This is a genomic window from Streptomyces sp. BBFR102 (assembly GCF_051397025.1).
Taxonomy (GTDB): domain Bacteria; phylum Actinomycetota; class Actinomycetes; order Streptomycetales; family Streptomycetaceae; genus Streptomyces.
Map to the genome: position 1 here is coordinate 2,431,072 of NZ_CP195757.1, position 20,319 is coordinate 2,451,390.

Consider the following 20,319-nt stretch of genomic DNA (forward strand, 5'->3'; position numbering starts at 1 on the left):
CGCCGCGCATTCGGCGCTCGCCGAAGACGGTTGCGGTCCGGGCCGCCGGCGGGGGAGGTTGCCGGACGGTGCCGGGCGCGCGGCCGCGCGGCGGCGCACCCGGCGAAACCGCTCCCGCGAGGCCGCTCCCATGACCATGACTGCCATGACCATGACTTCGTCGGACGGATCAGGTGAACGCCGTGCTCGTCAGCCTTCTCGTCAACTCCGCGGTGCTCCTGCTCCTGGGCGCCGTCTTCTACGCGGCGCCGAGCCCGCGCCTGAGCCCGCACGCGGTGCCGTTCGGCGTCCGGGTGCCCCCGGGCCGGGCGGAAGCGCCCGAGGTCCACCGGGAGCGCCGGCGCTACCGGGCCCTGCTGCTGCCCGCCACCGCCGTCCTCACCGCGGTCTCGCTCGGCCTCGGCGCCCTCACCGACAGTGCCCTGGTCGGCTCCGTGGCGGCGCTGGTGCTCTGCGGCGCCGCCGCCGTGCTCTGGCTCCGCGCCCACCAGGCGCTCACCCGCGCCAAGGAGGAGGGCGGCTGGTACGAGGAGCTGCGGCAGGGCATCGCCATGGACACCTCGCTGCGCACCGACCCGGTGCGGATGCCCTGGCTCTGGGTGGTCCCCCCGCTGCTGGTCCTCGCGGTGAGCGCGACGGCCGGGGCCTTCGCCTACCCGGAGCTGCCGAACACGCTGTGGCTGCCCGAGCGCTCCCCCTCGGGCACCGCGTACCGCGCGTTCGCCACCACCTTCTGGTCGGCCTTCAGCCTGGTCCTCGCCCAGCTCGCGGTCACCCTCACCATGGTCGGCACGGTCGCCGCGGTGCTGCGGGCCCGTGCCGACGTGGACGCCTCCCGGCCCCGCGCCAGCGCGGCCGAGTACCGCCGCAGGCTCGCCCTGACCGCCCGTGCGCTGCTGGGGGTGGGCGCGCTGCTCAACGTGATGCTGCTCGGCCTCTCCGCGATGATGTGGACCGGCAACCGCTCGGGCGCGCTGCTCGCGGTGGTCGTCGGCGTGCCGGCGCTGCTGGCGGTGGCCGGCGCGGTGTACCCCTTCCTGCCGATGGCGCGGGCCGGGGCCGGGGCCGGGGAAGACGAGGCGACCGGCCTGGTGACGCGGGACGACGACCGGTTCTGGCGGGCCGCCGGGACCCTGTACGTCAACGCCGACGACCCGGCCGTGCTGGTCCCCAAGCGCGTCGGCCTGGGCTGGACGGTCAACCTCGCCAACCGCCGCTTCCTGGCCGGCTGCGCCGTGGTCCTGGTGCTGGGCGCGGCGGCGGGCGTGGTGCTCGCCCTCGGCTGACGGCGAGGGCGGGCAGGCCCGTTCCGGTTGCGGTCAGCTCCCCTGTGACCAGCGGCTTTCCGCTGCTGCTGAAGCTGATTGCGGTAGCCCCCGGCGCACGGGAGTCTGGTGAGGCAGGCGAGGCATGTCCCGCCGCCCCCGTAGGGGCTGTCCGGTGGATCTTCGTGGGCCTGCGATGCCTGGCACGCGCTCTCGCCGTACGCCACGGGCTGTTCCACGAAGATCCACCGCACAGCCCCTGGTCGCCGCCGTACCGCGGGTCCGCGCCGGGGCACGACGATCAGCGTGGAGGGTCCGGTGGGTGCAGTGGGCGCAGGGGACGCAGTGGGTGCCGAGGGGGCGGAACGGGACGCGGTCGGCGCGCTCTTCGAGGAGCTGGTGCGCGAGCACCGGGTCACCGGGGCGCAGCTGGCCGTCTACCGCGACGGCACCCTCGGCGAGTACGCCACCGGCCTCGCCTCGGTCCGCACCGGTGAACCGGTGACCACCCGGACGGGTTTCCCCTTCGGCTCCGTGACCAAGTTCCTCACGGCCGAGCTGGTCATGCAGTTCGTCTGCGACGGCGACCTGGACCTCGACGACCCCCTCGCCGGGCTCCTCCCCGACCTGGAACGCGCCGCCGACCCGTCCCTCGGCACCGCCACCGTCCGCCAACTCCTCAGCCACACCGCCGGGGTGGTGGACAGCATCGAGTACGAGGAGATGCGCGGCCCCTCGTACCGGCGGTTCGCCAAGGCGTGCGCCCGGCAGCCCGCGCTCTTCCCGCCGGGCCTCGCCTTCTCCTACTCCAACACCGGCTACTGCCTGCTGGGCGCGGTGATCGAGGCGGCGTCGGGGATGGACTGGTGGACGGCCGTGGACAGTTGCCTGCTGCGTCCGCTCGGCATCGAGCCGGCCTTCCTGCACGACCCGCGCCCCGGCCGGGGCGGCGCCGCCCGGCCGGTGGCAGAGGGCCACGCGCTGCGCGCCGGGAGCGAGCGGGCCGAGCGCGTCGACCACATGGCCTCACTCTCCCTGGCCGCCGCCGGCGGGCTGGTCGGCAGCGCCACCGACCTGGTCACCGCAGCCCGCCCGCACCTGGCCGACCGGAAGACCTTCGCCCAGCGGGACCTGCTCCCCGAGGACGCCGTCCTCGCCATGCGCACCTGCGTGCCGGACGCCGAGCCGTTCGGCCTGGCCGACGGCTGGGGGCTGGGCCTGATGCGCCACGGCACCGGCGACGACGCCTGGTACGGCCACGACGGCGCGGTGGGCGGCGCCTCCTGCAACCTCCGTATCCACCCGGACCGTTCGCTGGCGCTGGCGCTGACCGCCAACTCCACCGCCGGGCCGAAGCTGTGGGAGGCGCTGGTCGCGCGGCTGCCGGAGGCCGGGCTCGACGTGGGCCACTACGCGCTGCCCGTCCCCGACTCCCCGCCCCTCGCCCCGCACGCCGACCACCTCGGCACCTACGCCAACGGCGACCTGGCGCTGATGGTGGTCCACGACGCCGCCGGCGACCTCCTCCTGACCCGCGAGAGCTACTCCGACTACCGGCTCTCCCTGCACGAGGACGACCTCTTCGTGGCCCGGAGCGGCGAACCCGGCGCGCTCCCGATCACCGGCCGCTTCGTCCGGGAGCACCCGGCGGGGCCGGTCGCCCTGCTCCAGTACGGCGGCCGGGCCATGCACCGGCTCTGACCCGCCCCCGGCCTGACGGGCACCCCGCGACGCGGGTGCCCGCACTCCGTCCTTCCCGCCTGCCGGGAGCCGCCGTGTCCGTGCGCCATCAGTTTCGAGATATCCGGAGAGTTCACGATGTTCCAGGATGAGCGGTCGACGCCGGCGGTCCAGCACGCGACGGTCGTGGAGGGGTTCGCGGCCCGCGCGGCGGCCACCCCGGACGCGGTGGCCCTCGTCTCGGGCGGGCGCACCCTGACCTACCGCGAACTCGACCGGCGGGCGGAGGGGCTGGCGCGCGTCCTGGCCGGGCGGGGAGTGGGCGCGGAGTCCCGGGTGGGGCTGCTGATGGCCCGCTCGGCGGAGGTGGTCGTTGCCATGCTCGCCGTGCTGAAGGCGGGGGCCGGGTACGTCCCCTTGCACCCGGACAGCCCCGAGGAGCGGAACCGTTCCCTCCTCACCCGCGGCCGTGCCGTGCTCGTCCTCACCGACCAGGACCGGTCCACCGTCGCCGGGTTCCCCGCGCTACGGGCGGACACCTCCGCGACGGGCATTCCCCCCCTGCCCGCCGCGCCCCCTCTCCCGGACGCGCTCGCGTACGTCATGTTCACCTCGGGCTCGACCGGCGTCCCCAAGGGGGTGGCCGTCACCCACGCCGCCGTCACCGCACTGGCCGCCGACACCCGCTGGCGCGGCGCCGCCCACACGCAGGTCCTCTTCCACTCCCCGCACTCCTTCGACGCGGCGACGTACGAGATCTGGGTCCCGCTGCTGAACGGCGGCACGGTCACCGTCGCCGAGGAGGAGATCAGCGGGCCGGTGCTGCGCCGGGCCGTGGCGGGCGGGGTGACGGCCGTCTTCCTCACCAAGGCCCTCTTCGACCTCCTCGCGGAGGAGGACCCGGACTGCTTCACGGGCCTCAGCGAGGTCTGGACCGGCGGCGAGGCCGCCTCCCCCGCCGCGATGGCCCGCGTCCAGCAGGCCGTGCCGGAACTCACCCTGGTCCACGTCTACGGCCCCACCGAGACGACCACCTTCGCCGTCTGCGGCCCCCTCTCCCCGGCCGACACCCGCCACACCCCGGTCCCTCTGGGCACCGCGATGGACGGCACCGGCGCCCACGTCCTCGACGCCGCCCTCACCCCGGTGCCGGTGGGCACCCCGGGCGAGCTGTACCTCGGCGGCGCCGGGCTGGCCCGGGGCTACGACGGGCAACCCGCGCTGACCGCCGCCCGGTTCGTGCCCGACCCGTACCGGGCCGGCGGGCGCCTCTACCGCACGGGCGACCTGGTCCGCCGCCGCCCGGACGGCCGGATCGACTTCCTCGGCCGCACCGACACCCAGGTCAAGATCAACGGCCACCGCATCGAGCCGACCGAGATCGAGGCCGCTCTCCTCGCCGACCCGGCCGTCACCCGCGCCTGCGTCGTCGCCCGCGAGGACCGCCCCGGTACCAGGCGGCTCACCGCCTACCTGGTGGCCACCGCGCCGCAGGACCCGGCGACGCTGCGCGCCCGGCTCGCCCGGACGCTGCCGGAGTACATGGTCCCGGCCGCCTTCGTCACCCTCGACACGCTGCCGCTGACCCCCAACGGCAAGATCGACCAGCGTGCCCTCCCCGCCCCGGGCCCGGCCACCGCGCAGGGCCCGTACCGCGCGCCGAGGAACGACACCGAGCGCGCCCTGTGCGAGCTGTGGGCCGGGCTCCTCGGGGTCGAACGGGCCGGTGCCGAGGACGACTTCTTCGCCCTGGGCGGCGACTCGGTCACCGCCCTGAAGGCACTGTCGCGGCTGCGCCGCACGCTCGGCGCCGACCTGCCCGCCCGTACACTCTTCGACCACCCGACCCCGGCCGGGCTGGCGGCGGTGCTGACCCGGGAGACCACCGGCCCGGCGGCCCCGGGCGGGGAGATCCCGGCCGCGCCCCGCGACGGAGGGCCGCTGCCGCTCTCGCCGGGGCAGGAACGGCTGTGGTTCCTGGACGCGTTCGCGCCGGGCGGCGTCGAGTACAACACCGGCCTCGCGCTGCGCGTCGCGGGCGGGCTGGACCTGGCGGCGCTGCGCGGCGCGCTGGACGGCCTCGCCGCGCGGCACGAGCCGCTGCGCACCACCTTCGCCGAGGCCGGGCAGACCGTGCACCCCGCGCTTCCGCTGCCGCTGCGCGCGGTCGACGCGGACGGCGAGGAGGAGCTGCGCCGGCTGCTGGCGGCGGAGCAGGCCATGGCGTTCGACCTGCGCACCGGCCCGCCCGCACGCGTCCTGGTGGTGCGGCTCGCCCGGCAGGCGGCGACCGTGCTGGTCCTGACGATGCACCACATCGTCACGGACGGCTGGTCGATGGGGATCATCACGCGCGAGCTGAGCACCCTGTACACGGCGGCGGTGCGCGGCGAGCGGGCCCCGCTCGCGCCGCTGCCCGTGCGGTACGCGGACTTCGCCGCCTGGCAGCGCGACCGGGTGGCCGGCGACGCCCTCGACGGCCAGCTGGCCTACTGGCGGGAGAAGCTGGCCGGGACCGAGCCCTTGGACCTGCCCACCGACCGGCCCCGCCCGGCCGTACGCACCACGGCCGGCGCACTGCACACCTTCGAGGTCCCGGCGGAGCTGGCGGACCGGCTCACCACGGTGGCGCGGGAGGGCGGCGCCAGCCTCTTCATGGCGCTGACCGCCGTCACCCAGCTGCTGCTCTCCCGGCACACCGGGCAGCGGGACATCGCGCTCGGCACGGTGGTCGCCGGGCGCGAGCGGCCCGAAGTGGAGGAACTGGCCGGGTTCTTCGTCAACACCCTGGTGCTGCGGCAGCAGGTGACGGGGCAGGTGCCGTTCGACGCCTTCCTCCGGCAGGTCCGCGCCACGGTGCTGGACGCCTTCGCCCGTCAGGAGGCCCCGTTCGACCGGGTGGTGGAGGCGGTGGGCGCCGACCGCGACCCGAGCCGTACCCCGCTCGTGCAGGCCCTGCTGGTGCTCCAGAACTCCCTGGACATCGCCCCCGACTTCGCGGGCCGCCCGGCCCGCCGGCAGCCGGTGCCCCGGGCCTCCTCCCGGTTCGACCTCCTGTGGGAGTTCTTCGCGGAGCCCGACGGGCGGCTCACGGCCGAGGTGGAGTACAACTCCGACCTGTTCGACGCGGCCACCGTGGAGCGGCTCGGCCGCCACTGGCTGGCCCTCGCCGGGCAGGCGGTGCGCACGCCCGAGCTGCCGCTGGCCCGCCTCACCCTGCAGGACGGCGCCGAACGCGCCGCCCTGCTCCCGCCGTCCGAGGCCCCGGAGCGGGAGGGCGTCCCCTTCCGCACGGTCGTGGAACTGGTCGCCGAGCGCATCGCGGAGGCCCCGGAGGCGGTCGCGCTCCGGCACGGGGACACCTCCGTCCCGTACGCGGAGCTGGGCCGCCGCTCGGACCAGCTCGCCCGGCACCTGCTGCACCTCGGCGCCGGACCGGAACGCCGGATCGGCATCTCACTGCCGCGTACCCCGGACCTGGTGATCGCCGCCCTCGCCATCCTCAAGACCGGCGCGGCCTACGTCCCGCTCGACCCCGAGTACCCCGCCGACCGCCTCCGCCACATGCGACAGGACAGCGGCGTCCACCTCACCGTGGACACGTCCCTCGTCACCGAGGCCCTCACCGCCGACGACCGCCCGGTGCCGCACCCGGCCCTCTCCCCGGCGAACGCGGCGTACACCATCTACACCTCCGGCTCGACCGGAAAGCCCAAGGGCGTCGTCGTCCCCCACCAGGCCATGAGCCGCCTGGTCACCTGGGCGACGGCACTCGGCGAGGAGACCTTCCGCCACACCTTCTTCTCCACCAGCCTCAACTTCGACGTCTCCGTCTTCGAACTCTTCGGCACCCTCGCCACCGGCGGCACGCTGGAGATCGCGCACGACATCCTCAGCCTCACCGACCGCCCGGCCTGGAACGGCACCCTCGTCTCCGCCGTCCCCTCCGCCGTCACCGCCGTCCTCGACGACCCCACCACCCACCTCGACCCGAGCCTGCTGGTCCTCGCCGGCGAGGCGTTCCCCACCACCCTCCTCGACACCGTCCGCCGCACCCTGCCCCAGACCGACGTCGCCAACATCTACGGCCCCACCGAGGCCACCGTCTACGCCACCGGCTGGTTCTCCGACACGGACCCGGCCCCGGAGGGCACCGCCGTGCCCATCGGCCGCGCCCTCGCCGGGAAGACGGCGTACGTCCTGGACGCGACGCTCAACCCGGTCCCCGACGGCGTTCGGGGCGAGCTGTACCTCGCGGGAAGCCTCGCCCGCGGCTACCACGGCCAGCCCGGCCTGACGGCCGCCCGCTTCGTCGCCCACCCGTACCACGCGGGACAGCGGCTCTACCGCACCGGCGACCTGGTCCGCCGCCGCCCCGACGGCACCCTGGAGTACGCCGGCCGCAACGACCACCAGATCAAGATCCGCGGCCACCGCGTGGAGACCGGCGAGATCGAGACCGCCCTCACCGGGCACCCGGAGATAGCCCGGGCCGCCGTCGTCCTCCGCGAGGACACCCCCGGCACCAAGTACCTCGCCGCCTACCTGGTCCCCACGGACGGCGCCGCCCCCGACACGGCCGGGGTCCGGGCGCACCTGGCCCAGGCCCTCCCCGGCCACATGGTCCCGGCGGCCTTCGTCACCCTCGACGCGCTGCCGCTCAACGCCGCCGGCAAGCTCGACCGGGCCGCCCTGCCCACACCCCGCCTCACCACCGACACCACCACGTACACCGCACCCCGAACCGAGACCGAACGACTACTCGCCGACATCTGGGCCGAAATCCTCGGCGCCGAACGCGTCGGCGCCGACGACAACTTCTTCGACCTGGGCGGCGACTCGATCATCAGCCTCCAAGTGGTCTCCCGCGCCCGCCGCACCGGACTCACCCTCACCTCCCGCGACGTCTTCCTGAACCCCACCGTCGCCGCCCTCGCCGCCCGGACCGGCGAGGCCACCACGGAGACGGCCGGGACCCTCGCCGAACAGGGCGTGGTGAGCGGCGAGGTCGCCACGACGCCGATCCGCGAGTGGTTCTTCGCCACCCACCCCGCCGCGCCGCACCACTTCCACATGGGTGCCGGGTTCCTGCTCCCCGCCGGTACGGATCTCGCCGTCCTGCGGGCGGCAGTGGCCGCCGTGCTGGAGCGGCACGACGCGCTGCGCTCGACCTTCGCCCGTGCCGCCGACGGCAGTTGGTCCGGGCGGATCGCCGCCGCCCTCGACGTGGACGAGGTCTTCACCCCCGTCCCGGACGAGGGGGACGCCGCCTGGGCGGCGCTGACCGCCCGTGTCCAGGCCGGGCTGGAGCTGGCCGAGGGCCCGCTCGTCCGCGTCCTGGTGCGGACCGGCGGGCCCGAGGTGCCCCCGCAGGTCCTGATCGCCGCCCACCACCTGGTGATGGACGGCGTGTCCTGGCGGGTGCTCCTGGAGGACCTGGAGTCGGCGTACCGCCGGATCGCGGAGGGCGCGGAGCCCGCGTACGGCCCCAAGGGCACCTCGGTCCGGCAGTGGGCCGAGCGGCTGGCAGCGCACACCACGGCGGGGAACTTCGACGGCGAACTCCCCTACTGGGAAGGCGTGCTGGCGGACACGGCCACCCGGCTTCCGGTGGACCGGCCCGGCGGGGCGAACACCGTCGGCAGCGAGCGGTCCGTCTCGGTGGGCCTGACCGCGGAGGAGACCGAGGCGCTGCTGCACGCCGTCCCGGCCGCCTACCGCACCCGGCCCAACGACGTCCTGCTGGCCGCGCTCGCCCGGACGCTCGGCCCGTGGGCCGGCGGCGGACGGCTGGCCGTGCACCTGGAGGCGCACGGCCGCGCGGAGCTGTTCGAGGACGTCGACCTGACCCGCACCGTCGGCTGGTTCACCTCCCTGCACCCCGTCACCCTCGACCTCCCCGCCGCCCCGGACGACGGCGACTGGCGGGAGCTGCTGCCCGCCGTCAAGGAGCGGCTGCGGTCGGTCCCCGGGCAGGGCGTGGGGTACGGCGCCCTGCGGTACCTGCGGGCCGCCGAGCCCGGCCCCGCCGGGGACCGGGCCCGCGCGCTCGCCGCAGCGCCCACCCCCGAACTGGCCTTCAACTACCTCGGCCACTTCGGCACGGCGGACGACTCCGGCTGGGCCCGCTCCCTCGTGCTGAACCCGGGCGGCGAGCACGATCCGGGCGAGCGGCGCGGCCACGTCCTGGAGGTGGTCGGCGCCGTCCAGGACGGGCGGCTGACCTTCAGCTGGGCGTACTCCGAGACGCTGCACGAGCGGGCGACGGTGGCGGCGCTGGCCGAGCGGTACGCGGCCGAGCTGCGCGGGCTCCTCGGACACTGCGCCCGGCCAGGCACGGGCCGCTGCACCCCCTCCGACTTCCCCCTGGTGCGGCTCACCCAGGAGGAGGTGGACCGGATCACCCTGGGCGACGGCGGGGGGCGCGGGCCCCGTGAGGTGGCGGACGTGTACCCGCTGACGCCCTTGCAGGCAGGGATGCTCTTCCACGCCCTGAACGACCCGGAACAGGGCTCCTACCTGGAGCAGTTCACCTTCGTGCTGGACGGGGCGGACGACCTGGACGCCCTGGCCCGGGCATGGCGGCGGGTGGTCAACGCCTCGGACGCGCTCCGGGTCTCGCTCGCCTGGGCCGGACTGCCCGAGCCGGTGCAGGTGGTCCACCGGGAGGTGCGGGTCCCGGTGGCGCGGCTGGACTGGAGTGGTCGTACGGAGGCCGAGTGCGCGGCGCTGCTGACCGCGCTGCTCGCCGAGGACCGGGCCGCCGGGATGGAGCTGGGCGGGGACGGACCGCTGACCCGGGTCGCGCTGGCGGCGCTGCCGGGCGGACGGGTGCGGGTGGTGTGGACCTTCCACCATCTGCTGCTCGACGGGTGGAGCAGCGCGGCCGTCGTCGCCGACGTGGTGGCCGCGTACGCCGCCGCCCGGGGCGGGGAGCCGGCGCGGCTCCCCGTACGGGGCGCCTTCCGCGACCACCTGGTGTGGCTGGCCGGGCGGGACCGGACGGCGGGCCGGGCGTTCTGGCGGGACCGGCTCGCCGGGTTCGCCGGGCCGACCGCGCTGCCCTACGACCGCGCCCCGGGCGAGGCGCACCGCACCGGGTCCACCGGACGGTTCGCCACCCGGCTCGGCGCGGACGCCTCGGCGGCCGTCACCGCCGCCGCCCGCCGCCACCGGGTGACGCCCGGCACGATGGCGCAGGCCGCCTGGGCGCTGACGCTGGCCGCGCACGCCGGTGCGCGGGACGTGGTCTTCGGGACGACGGTCTCGGGGCGGCCCGCCGGGCTGCCGGGCGCCGAGTCGACGGTGGGCCTCTTCATCAACACCGTGCCGGTGCGGGTCACCGCCCTGCCCGGCGAGCCGGTCGGGCCGTGGCTGCGGCGGATCGGCGAGGCGCAGGCCGGGGCCGACGAGTACGCCCACGTACCGCTGCACGAGATCCCCGCCGACGTGCCCGCCCAGGCAGCGCTCTTCGACAGCCTGCTGGTGGTCGAGAACTACCCGGTGGCCACGGGCGAGGCCGCAGGCCGCGGGGTGACGGTCCGCGAGCTGGACGCGGTCGAGTCCACCAACTACCCGCTGACCCTGACCGTCCGCCCCTCCGGCTCCTACGAGCTGACCGTCGGTTACGACCCGGCGCTGTTCGACGCCGACACCGCCGAGCGGCTCACCGAGGGCTTCCTGCGGGCCCTCACCGCCCTCGCCGAGGACACCGGCGAGGGCAGCCTGGCGGCGCTGCCGCTGCTGGCCGGGGCCGAGCGCGAACGGGTGCTCGGCGAGTGGAGCGGCGGCCTGGACGGGGCAGCCGCGGCTTCCTCGGTGCCCGAGGTATTCGCCCGGCGGGTGGCCGCGACGCCGGACGCGCCCGCCGTCCGCTGCGGCGCCCTCACCTTCACCTACCGCGAACTGGACGCCCGGTCGGACCGGGTCGCGGCGGCGCTGCGCCGGCGCGGGACCGGAGCCGGGGCCCGGGTGGGGCTGCTGCTGCGCCGCTCGCCGGACGTGGTGGTGGCGATGCTGGCGGTGCTGAAGACGGGCGCGGCCTACGTCCCGCTGCACGCGGCCCACCCGGTGGAGCGGATGGAGCAGATCCTCGGCAGCGCCGGGGCCCAGCTCCTGCTGGCCGACGCCTCTGCCCCGCACCTCCCGGCCGGGGTCGGCGTGCTGCGGCTCGCGGACGCCACCCGGCGTGCGACGGACCCCGCCGAGGCGGGCGCGGGCTCCCCGGCGCGGGCGGTACCGGCCGACGAACCGGCGTACGTCATGTCCACCTCCGGGTCGACCGGCACGCCGAAGGGCGTCACCGTCACCCACCGGGCCGTGGTCTCCCTCGCGGCCGACCGGCGATGGGAGTCGGGCGCCCACCGGCACGTGCTGTTCCACTCCCCGCACTCCTTCGACGCGGCCACCTACGAGGTGTGGGTGCCGCTGCTGAACGGCGGCTGCGTGGAGGTGGCCGAGGAGGACCTGTCGGCACCGGTGGTGCGGCGCGCGGCCGGGCGCGGGGTGACGGCGGTCTTCCTGACCACGGCGCTCTTCGGCGCGCTGGCCGAGGAGGACCCGGCCTGTTTCGCGGGGCTCAGCGAGGTGTGGACCGGCGGCGAGGCCGCCTCCGCCTCCGCGATGGCGCGGATGGCGGCGCACTGCCCCGGGACGGAACTCGTCCACGTCTACGGCCCGACCGAGGCCACCACCTTCGCCCTCTGCGGCCCCGTCGCCCCCGACGACACCGCCCGTCCCCGCCCCGTCCCCCTCGGCCGCCCCATGGACGAGACGCTGGCCTACGTGCTGGACGGCGCGCTGCGCCCGGTCGGCGTCGGTGTCCCGGGTGAGCTGTACCTGGGCGGTCCGGGGCTGGCCCGCGGCTACGACGGGCGGTCCGCGCTGACCTCGGCCCGGTTCGTGGCCGACCCCTTCGGCTCGGGCCGGCGGCTGTACCGCTCGGGGGACGTGGTGCGGCGCGGCCCCGACGGCCGCCTCGCCTTCCTCGGCCGGGGCGACGGCCAGGTGAAGATCCGCGGCCACCGCGTCGAACTGGGCGAGGTCGAGGCGGCGCTGCGGACCCGCGCCGACGTCGGCGGGGTGGCGGTGGCGGCCCGGGAGAGCCGCTCCGGGACGAAGCGGCTGGTGGCGTACGTGGTCCCGGCGGGAGGTACGGCGCTGGACGTGCCGGCGGTCCGGGCCGACCTGGCCGGGCGGCTGCCCGCGTACATGGTCCCCTCGGACCTGGTCGAGCTGGCGGCACTGCCGCTGACCGTCAACGGCAAGGTCGACCGGCGGGCGCTGCCCGCGCCCGGCGACGCGGACGGCGGCCGGGACGAGGGGAGCGCGGAGTACACCGCGCCGCTGCCCGGGACGCAGACCGTGGTGGCGGAGGTCTGGGCCGAGGTGCTCGGGGCCGGGCGGGTCGGCGCGCACCAGGACTTCTTCACGCTGGGCGGGGACTCCATCGCGGGGCTGAAGGTGGTCTCGCGGCTGCGGACGCGGCTGGGGGCGGAACTCTCCCCGCGGACGCTCTTCGACCACCCGACCGTCGCCTCCCTCGCGGCGGCCGTCGACGCGGTCCCGGCGGGGAACGGCCCCGTCTCCGGCGGCCCGGTGCCCCGGGCACCCCGTGACGGCGCGCTGCCGCTCTCCTTCGCGCAGGAACGCCTGTGGTTCCTCGACGAGTTCGCGCCCGGCTCCAGCGAGTACAACGTGGTGACGACGCTCCGGCTGACCGGCGCCCTCGACCTGCCGGCGCTGCGCACGGCGGTCGCGGGCCTGGTCGCCCGCCACGAGGCGCTGCGCACCACCTTCGCCCCGGTGGACGGCCGCGGCACGCAGACGGTCCACGCCCGGCTGGAGGTTCCGGTACGCGTGGCGGAGCCCGGCTCGGTCGAGGAGGCCCGCGCCGCCCTGCGCGCCGAGGCGATCCGGCCGTTCGACCTGCGCACCGGCCCGCTGATCCGCGTCCTGCTGGTCGGCGACGCCCCCGGCGCCTCCCCGGACGGCGCCACGCTGATGCTCACCCTCCACCACATCGTCACCGACGGCTGGTCGATGGGGATCGTCGCCCGTGAACTGAGCGAGCTGTACGCCTCCGCCGTACGCGGCACCGCACCGGCGCTGCCGGCGCTCCCGGCGCACTACCCGGACTACGCGGCCTGGCAGCGCGACCGCCTCACCGACACGGCACTGGAACCGCATCTCGCCTACTGGCGACGCCAGTTGGACGGGCTTTCGGTACTGGAGCTGCCCACCGACCGGCCCCGCCCGGCGGTCCGCAGCGGGCGCGGCGCCCTGCACTCCTTCCCGGTGCCGCGCGAGGTGGCCGTGGCCCTCGGCGAGGCGGCGCGGCGGCGGGGCGCGACCTTGTCGATGGCGCTGACCGCCGTCACCCAGCTGGTGCTGGCCCGGCACAGCGGACAGCGCGACCTGGCGGTGGGAACCGCCGTCTCGGGCCGTGACCGCACCGAACTCGAAGGGCTCGTCGGCTTCTTCGTCAACACGCTCGTCCTGCGCTCCCGGATCGACGAGGCGGCCGGTTTCGGTGCCCTGCTCGACCAGGTGCGCGGGACCACGCTGGCCGCCTTCGCCCACCAGGAGGTGCCGTTCAGCCGTCTGGTGGAGGAGCTGGCGCCCGACCGCGACCCGGGCCGCACCCCGCTGGTGCAGGCCGCCGTCACGCTCCAGAACGCGCCCCGGGACTCGTTCGCGCTGCCCGGCCTGCTGGTCGAGGAGACGCTGCCGCCGGTGGAGACGGCCCCCTTCGACCTGAACGTCGAGTTCGAACCGCAGTCCGACGACGGGCTCTTCGCCGTCGTCTCGTACAGCACGGACCTGTACGAGGCCGCCACGGTGGCGCGGCTGGCCGGGCACTGGCTGGAGCTGGCCGCGCGGCTCGCCACCGGCGATCCCGAGCGCCCCCTGCGCGAGGTGCCGATGCTCGGCCCCGCCGAGCACGCCGAGGCCCTGGCCGCCGCCGAGGGCAGGGCGACGGGGGCCCCGCCCCTGCCGGTCCCGGCCGCCTTCGCGGCCCGGGTGGCGGAGCACCCCGACGCCGTCGCCCTCATCTCACCTTCAGGACAGCTGACCTACGCCGAGCTGGACGCGCGTGCCGAGCGGCTGGCCCGCGTCCTGGTCGAACGGGGTGTCACCGCCGAGTCCCGGGTGGGCGTGCTCCTGGAGCGGTCGGCCGATCTGGTCGTCGCCCTGCTGGCGGTGCTCAAGTCCGGCGGCGCGTACGTCCCTCTGCACGCCGCCAATCCCGAGGAGCGCACCCGCGACATTCTCGCCCGCAGCCGCGCCGCCCTCGTCCTCACCGACCGCGACCTGCCCTCCGTCGCCGGCGTCCCCGCCCTGCGGGTCGACACCGAACCGACGTCGTCCGGCCGGCCCCCGGCCAAGATCCACCCCGACTCCCTCGCCTACGTCATGTACACCTCGGGCTCCACCGGCAAGCCCAAGGGCGTCGCGATCACCCACGCCGACATCACCGCGCTGGCCACCGACTCCCGCTGGCGCAACGGCGCCCACCGCCACCTCCTCTTCCACTCCCCCCACTCCTTCGACGCCGCCACCTACGAGATCTGGACCGCCCTCCTCAACGGCCACACCCTCACCGTCGCCGAACGCGAGATCACCGCGCCCGTGGTCCGCGAGGCCGTGGCCTCCGGGGTCACGGCGGTCTTCCTCACCAAGGCCCTCTTCGACCTCCTCGCCGAGGAGGACCCCGGCTGCTTCACCGGCCTCCACGAGGTCTGGACCGGCGGCGAGGCCGCCTCCCCGACGGCGATGAACAAGGTCCAGGCCACCAACCCGAACCTCACCGTGGTCCACGTCTACGGCCCCACCGAGACGACCACCTTCGCCATCAGCGGCCCCCTGACCCCCACCGACACCGCGCAGGGCCCGGTCCCGCTCGGCCTGCCCATGGACAACACCCAGGCCTACGTCCTCGACACCTCCCTGGCCCCCGTCCCCGCAGGCGTCCCCGGCGAGCTCTACCTCGGCGGCACCGGCCTCGCCCGCGGATACGACGCCCAACCCGCCCTCACCGCCACCCGCTTCATCCCCGACCCCCACCACCCCGGCACCCGCCTCTACCGCACCGGCGACCTCGTCACCCGCCACCCCGACGGCCGCCTCCACTTCCTCGGCCGCACCGACACCCAGATCAAGATCCGCGGCCACCGCATCGAACCCGCCGAGACCGAAGCGGCGCTGCTCGGCCACCCGGAGGTCACCCGGGCCTGTGTCCTGGCCCGTGAGGACCGTCCGGGCAGCAAGTACCTCGCGGCCTACGTGGTCGGGGCCACCGGGGCGGAGGAGCTGCGCGCCCACCTCTCGCGGTCGCTGCCGGAGTATCTGGTCCCCTCGGCCTTCGTCCTCCTCGACGCGCTGCCGCTCACCCCGAACGGCAAAGTCGACCACCGCGCCCTGCCCACTCCCGACCGCACGGCGGGCGCCGCCCACACCGCGCCCTCCACCCCCACCGAAGAGACCCTCGCCGCCATCTGGGCCGAGGTCCTCGGCACTGAACGCGTCGGCGTCCACGACAACTTCTTCACCCTCGGCGGCGACTCCATCACCAGCCTCCAGGTCGTCTCGCGGGCGCGCCGGGCCGGGCTGGCGCTCTCCTCGCGGGACATCTTCCTGCGGCAGACCGTCGCCGGGCTTGCCGCCTCGGCCGCCGGGACGGAGCCCGGCGAGGCGTCCCGCGCGCCGCAGGGCGTCGTCAGCGGGCCGGTGGGGCCGACTCCGGTCCGCGAGTGGTTCTTCGCCCACCACCCGGTGGCGCCCGCGCACTTCGCCATGTCGCTGGCGTTCGAGCTGGCGCCCGGCACCGAGGTGGGCGCCCTGCGTGAGGCCGTCGCCGCGCTGCTCGGCCACCACGACGCCTTGCGCTCCGTCTTCACCCGCGGAGCCGACGGCCATAGGGCGGGCCACCTCGCCGCGGCCGTCGACCCGGACGCCGTCCTGACCGTGCACCGCCTCGCCCCGGACGGTGAGCAGGCCGCGTGGGAGGAGCTGGCGCGGGCCGCCCAGTCCGGCATGGACCTCGCCCGGGGCCCGCTCTTCCGCGTCCTCGTCGGCGACCGCGGGCCCGGCCGCCCGGCCTGGCTCTTCGTCGCCGCCCACCACCTGCTGGTCGACGGCGTCTCCTGGCGCGTCCTCCTGGAGGACCTGGGCCGCGCCTACGAGCAGGCCGCCACCGGCAGCCCGGTGGAGCTGGGCCCGAAGACCGCCTCGGTGGTCCAGTGGGCCGAGCGGCTGGCCCGGCGCGCCGCCGAGGGCGGCTTCGACGGGCAGCGGGAGTACTGGCGGGGCGTCGGCGAGGCGGCCGGGCCCGCGCTCCCCGTCGACCTGCCGGGCGGCGGCAACACCATGGCCGACCAGGCCACCGTGGAGGTCGCCCTCGACCCCGAGGAGACGGCCGCCCTGCTCCACCAGGTGCCGGAGGTCTACCGCACCCGCACCGACGACGTGCTGCTGACCGCGCTCGCCCGCGCCCTGCGCACCTGGACGGGGCGCGGCCGGACGGCCGTCGCGGTGGAGGGACACGGCCGCGAGGAGCTGTTCGCCGACGTCGACCTGACCCGTACCGTCGGCTGGTTCACCTCGATCTACCCGGTGGCGCTCAGCCTGCCGGACGGCGACGACCCGGGTGCCGCGCTGAAGTCGGTGAAGGAGCAGCTGCGGGCGGTGCCCGACCGCGGCATCGGCTACGGCGTGCTGCGCCACCTGGTTCCCGATGGCGGCGCCTCGCCCCTCGCCTCGCTGCCCGAACCGCAGCTCAGCTTCAACTACCACGGCCGGTTCGACGCCGAGGCCGCCCCGGGCGCGGGGCCCCTGCGCAGGGCTCTCCCCCCGCTCGGGCAGGACCACCATCCCGGCGAGGAACGGGCCCACCTGATCGACGTGACCGGAATCGTCGGCGGCGACGGCGTCCTCTCCTTCACCTGGGCCTACTCGGCCGGGCTGCACCACGCGGCGACCGTCGAGCGCCTGGCCCGGGACTTCACCGCCGAACTGCGGGCCCTCGTACGGCACTGCGCGCAGCCCGCGGCCGGCGGGCGCACCCCGTCGGACTTCCCGCTGGCCGGGCTCGACCAGGCCGGGGTGGACGCGCTGGCCGGGACCGGCGCGGCGGCCGCCGCCGTCGAGGACGTCTATCCGCTCACCCCGCTCCAGAACGGCATGTTGCTGCACACCCTCGCCGACCCCGGGGTCTACCTCGACCAGGCGTCGTTCCTCCTGGAGGGCGCCGGTGACCCGCTCCGCCTGGCCACCGCCTGGCAGCGGCTGGTCGACGCCACCCCGGCGCTCCGCACCCACCTGGTCTGGGAGGGCGTGCCCGAACCGCTCCAGGTGGTCCGGCGCCGCGCCCCGCTCACCGTCCGCCATCTCGACTGGTCGCAGCTGCCCCAGGACGCCCAGGCCGCCGCGCTGGTGGAACTGGCGGCGGCCGAGCGGGCGGCGGGCGTCGACCTGACGGCCGGGCCGCTGATGAAGCTGGTCCTCGTCCGGGCCCGCCCCGACGCCGTCCGGGTCGTGTGGACCTTCCACCACCTCGTCCTCGACGGGTGGAGCACCACCCGGATCTTCGAGGACGTCTTCGCCCAGTACGCCGCCCTCGGCACCAACGCGGCACCGGCCGCCCTGACCCGCCCGCCGTTCCGGGAGTACGTGGCCTGGCTGCGCGGCCAGGACGGGTCGGCGGCCCGGCAGTACTGGGCCGGGGCGCTGGCCGGTTTCGACGCGCCGACCCCGCTGCCCTACGACCGGCGTCCCGCGCCCGGCCACCGGGCGCACGCCGCCGCGCGGGTCCGCGTGGAGCTGGCCGAGGAGCGGGCGAAGGCGCTGTCCACGATGGCCGCCCGCCACCACCTCACCCTCAACACGGTGGTGCAGGGCGCCTGGGCGCTGCTGCTCGCCCGGCACGCCGGGGAGAGTGACGTCTGCTTCGGCGCCACCACCTCCGGCCGTCCGGCGGAGCTGCCCGGCATGGAGTCGACCGTCGGCAACTTCCTCAACACCCTGCCGGTGCGGGTGCGCCCCGCCGAGGAGGGCCAGACGCTGGCCGACTGGCTGGGCCGCCTCCAGGAGGAGCAGGCCCAGGCCCGGGGCTTCGAGCACCTGGCCCTGCGCGAGATTCGGGAGGTCTCCGAACTCCCGCCGGGAGCCGAGCTGTTCGACTCCCTGGTGGTCTTCGAGAACTACCCGGACAACGAGGCGTCCGCCGCCCTCCACGGCCTGCGGATCTCCGAGGTGACGGCGGTCGACACCACCAGTTACGCGCTGGACCTGACCGCGTACACCGACGGCGACCGGCTCGCGCTGGACCTCTCCTACGACCCGGCCCTCTTCGACGCCGGCCGGATCGGCCACCTCGCCCGCCACCTGTCGGTGCTGCTGGACGGCATGCCCGCCCGCACCGGGCTGCCGCCCGCCGCCCTCCCCTCGCTCACCGGCGAGCAGGAGCGGGCGCTGCTGGCGCCGGGCGGCTGGAGCGGCGCCCCCGTGCCGTACCCGCGTGAGGCCTGCCTGCACGAGCTGATCGCCGCCCAGGCCCGCCGCACGCCCGGCGCCGAGGCGGTGGCCTCGGGCCCGGACACGCTGACCTACGCCGAGCTGGAGGAGCGCGCGAACCGGCTCGCCCAGCACCTGGCCGCCCACGGCGTCGGGCCGGGTGCGGTCGTCGCGATCTGCCTGGAGCGCGGGGTGGAGCTGGCGGTGGCGGTGCTGGCAGTGCTCAAGGCGGGCGGCGCCTACGTCCCGCTCGACGCGACGCACCCGGCGGACCGGCTGGCGTACGTCCTGTCCGACAGCGGCGCCGCCCTCGTCGTCACCCGCGACGTGCTCGCCGCACGGCTGCCAGGCGGAGAGGTGCCCGTGCTCTCCCTGGACGCCGAGGCCGGCCGGATCGCCGCCCGGCCCGCCCGGATGCCGGAGACCGGGGTGACCCCGCACGACCTCGCCTACGTCATCTACACCTCCGGGTCGACCGGCCAGCCCAAGGGCGTGCAGGTCGAGCACGTCAGCGTCGTGCACGGCGCGGCCTCCTGGGACGCGGGGTACGGCCTCGCGCCGGAGCCGGGGCAGGAGCCGCTGCGTCAGCTCAACGTCGCCAGCTTCTCCTTCGACGTGTTCGTCTCCGACCTGGTCCACGCGCTCTGCCACGGCGGAACGCTGGTGATCGCCCCGGCCGACACGGTCGCCGACCCCGGGCGCCTCCTCGACCTGCTCGCCGAGGCCCGCATCACCCATCTGGACACGGTCCCGGCGCTGCTCACCGCGGTCGCCGAGGAGGCCGAGCGGCGCGGCACGCACCTGCCGGAGCTGCGGGTGCTGGCGGGCGGCGCCGACCTGTGGCGCTCCGACGACTGCCGCCGCCTGCTGGCCCGCACCGCCGCGTCGACCACCGTCGTCAACGGGTACGGCGTCACGGAGGCGACCGTCGAGTCCTGCGTCCACCCGGTCCGGCCCGAGACGCTGCCGGACACCCCGGGCGTGCCGATCGGCCACCCCCACCCCGGGGTCCGCATGTACCTGCTGGACGCGGCGCTGCGGCCGGTGCCGGTCGGAGTCACCGGTGACCTGTACATCGGCGGGCCCGGCGTGGGGCGGGGCTACCGCAACCGGCCGGGGCTCACCGCCCGCCGGTTCGTCGCCGACCCGTTCGGCACCCAACCCGGCGCCCGCCTCTACCTCACCGGCGACCGCGCCCGGTATCTCCCGGACGGCGGCGTGGAGTTCGCCGGCCGCGCCGACCAGCAGGTGAAGGTCCGCGGCTTCCGGGTGGAGCCCGGCGAGATCGAGACGGCCCTCGGCTCGCACCCGGCGGTGGCGGCGGCCGTGGTCGCGCCCGGCCGGGACGCCCGCGGCGACACCCGCCTCGTCGGCTACGCCGTGCCGCGCCCGGGCCACCCCTTCGACCCGGCCGCGCTCCGCGCCCACCTCAAGAGCCTCGTCCCGGCGTACATGGTCCCGGCCGTCCTGGTCGAACTGGACGCGCTGCCGCTCAACGCCAACGGCAAGGTGGACCGCCGGGCGCTGCCCGAGCCGGACCCGGCCGAGCGCGGCGGCACCGCGTACGTCGCGCCGCGTACGCCCGGCGAGGAGGCCCTGGCCGGCATCTGGCAGGACGTCCTGGGGCGGGAGGGCGTCGGCGCCGAGGACGACTTCTTCGACCTGGGCGGCAGCTCCGTCCAACTGCTCCAGGTCACCTCCCGCGTCCGGGCCGCCTTCGGCGTGACCCTGACCGTCCGCGACTTCTACGACGCCCCGACGGTCGCCGGGCTCACCGCCGCCGTGGAGGAACAGGTCCTCCGGGAGCTGGAGGCGGCGATGCGGCAGTGAGCGGCGACGACGCGGCACCCCGCCGCGGCGG

The 20,319-nt window shown here is 76.1% G+C and carries 3 protein-coding genes; all 3 read left to right on the forward strand.

Annotation, left to right across the window (positions count from 1 at the left end):
* The first annotated feature begins 182 nt into the window (after positions 1-182).
* The 3 genes from ACSLIC_RS11020 (at position 183) to ACSLIC_RS11030 (ending at position 20,288) form a co-directional block, all read left to right on the forward strand.
* Positions 183-1,286 carry a DUF1648 domain-containing protein gene (locus tag ACSLIC_RS11020; protein WP_436737496.1) on the forward strand — a complete coding sequence of 368 codons (1,104 nt, stop codon included), beginning with the start codon at positions 183-185 and terminating at the stop codon, positions 1,284-1,286.
* 324 nt (positions 1,287-1,610) lie between these two features.
* Positions 1,611-2,966, forward strand: coding sequence for a serine hydrolase domain-containing protein (locus ACSLIC_RS11025; protein WP_436737497.1), 1,356 nt, complete (start codon positions 1,611-1,613; stop codon positions 2,964-2,966).
* A gap of 117 nt (positions 2,967-3,083) precedes the next feature.
* Positions 3,084-20,288 carry a non-ribosomal peptide synthase/polyketide synthase gene (locus ACSLIC_RS11030; protein WP_436737498.1) on the forward strand — a complete coding sequence of 5,735 codons (17,205 nt, stop codon included), beginning with the start codon at positions 3,084-3,086 and terminating at the stop codon, positions 20,286-20,288.
* Positions 20,289-20,319 lie beyond the last annotated feature (31 nt).

What these genes read in the sequence shown, in the direction of transcription:
- ACSLIC_RS11030 (WP_436737498.1), top strand. Translation starts at nt 3,084, where the DNA reads ATGTTCCAGGATGAGCGGTCGACGCCGGCGGTCCAGCACGCGACGGTC.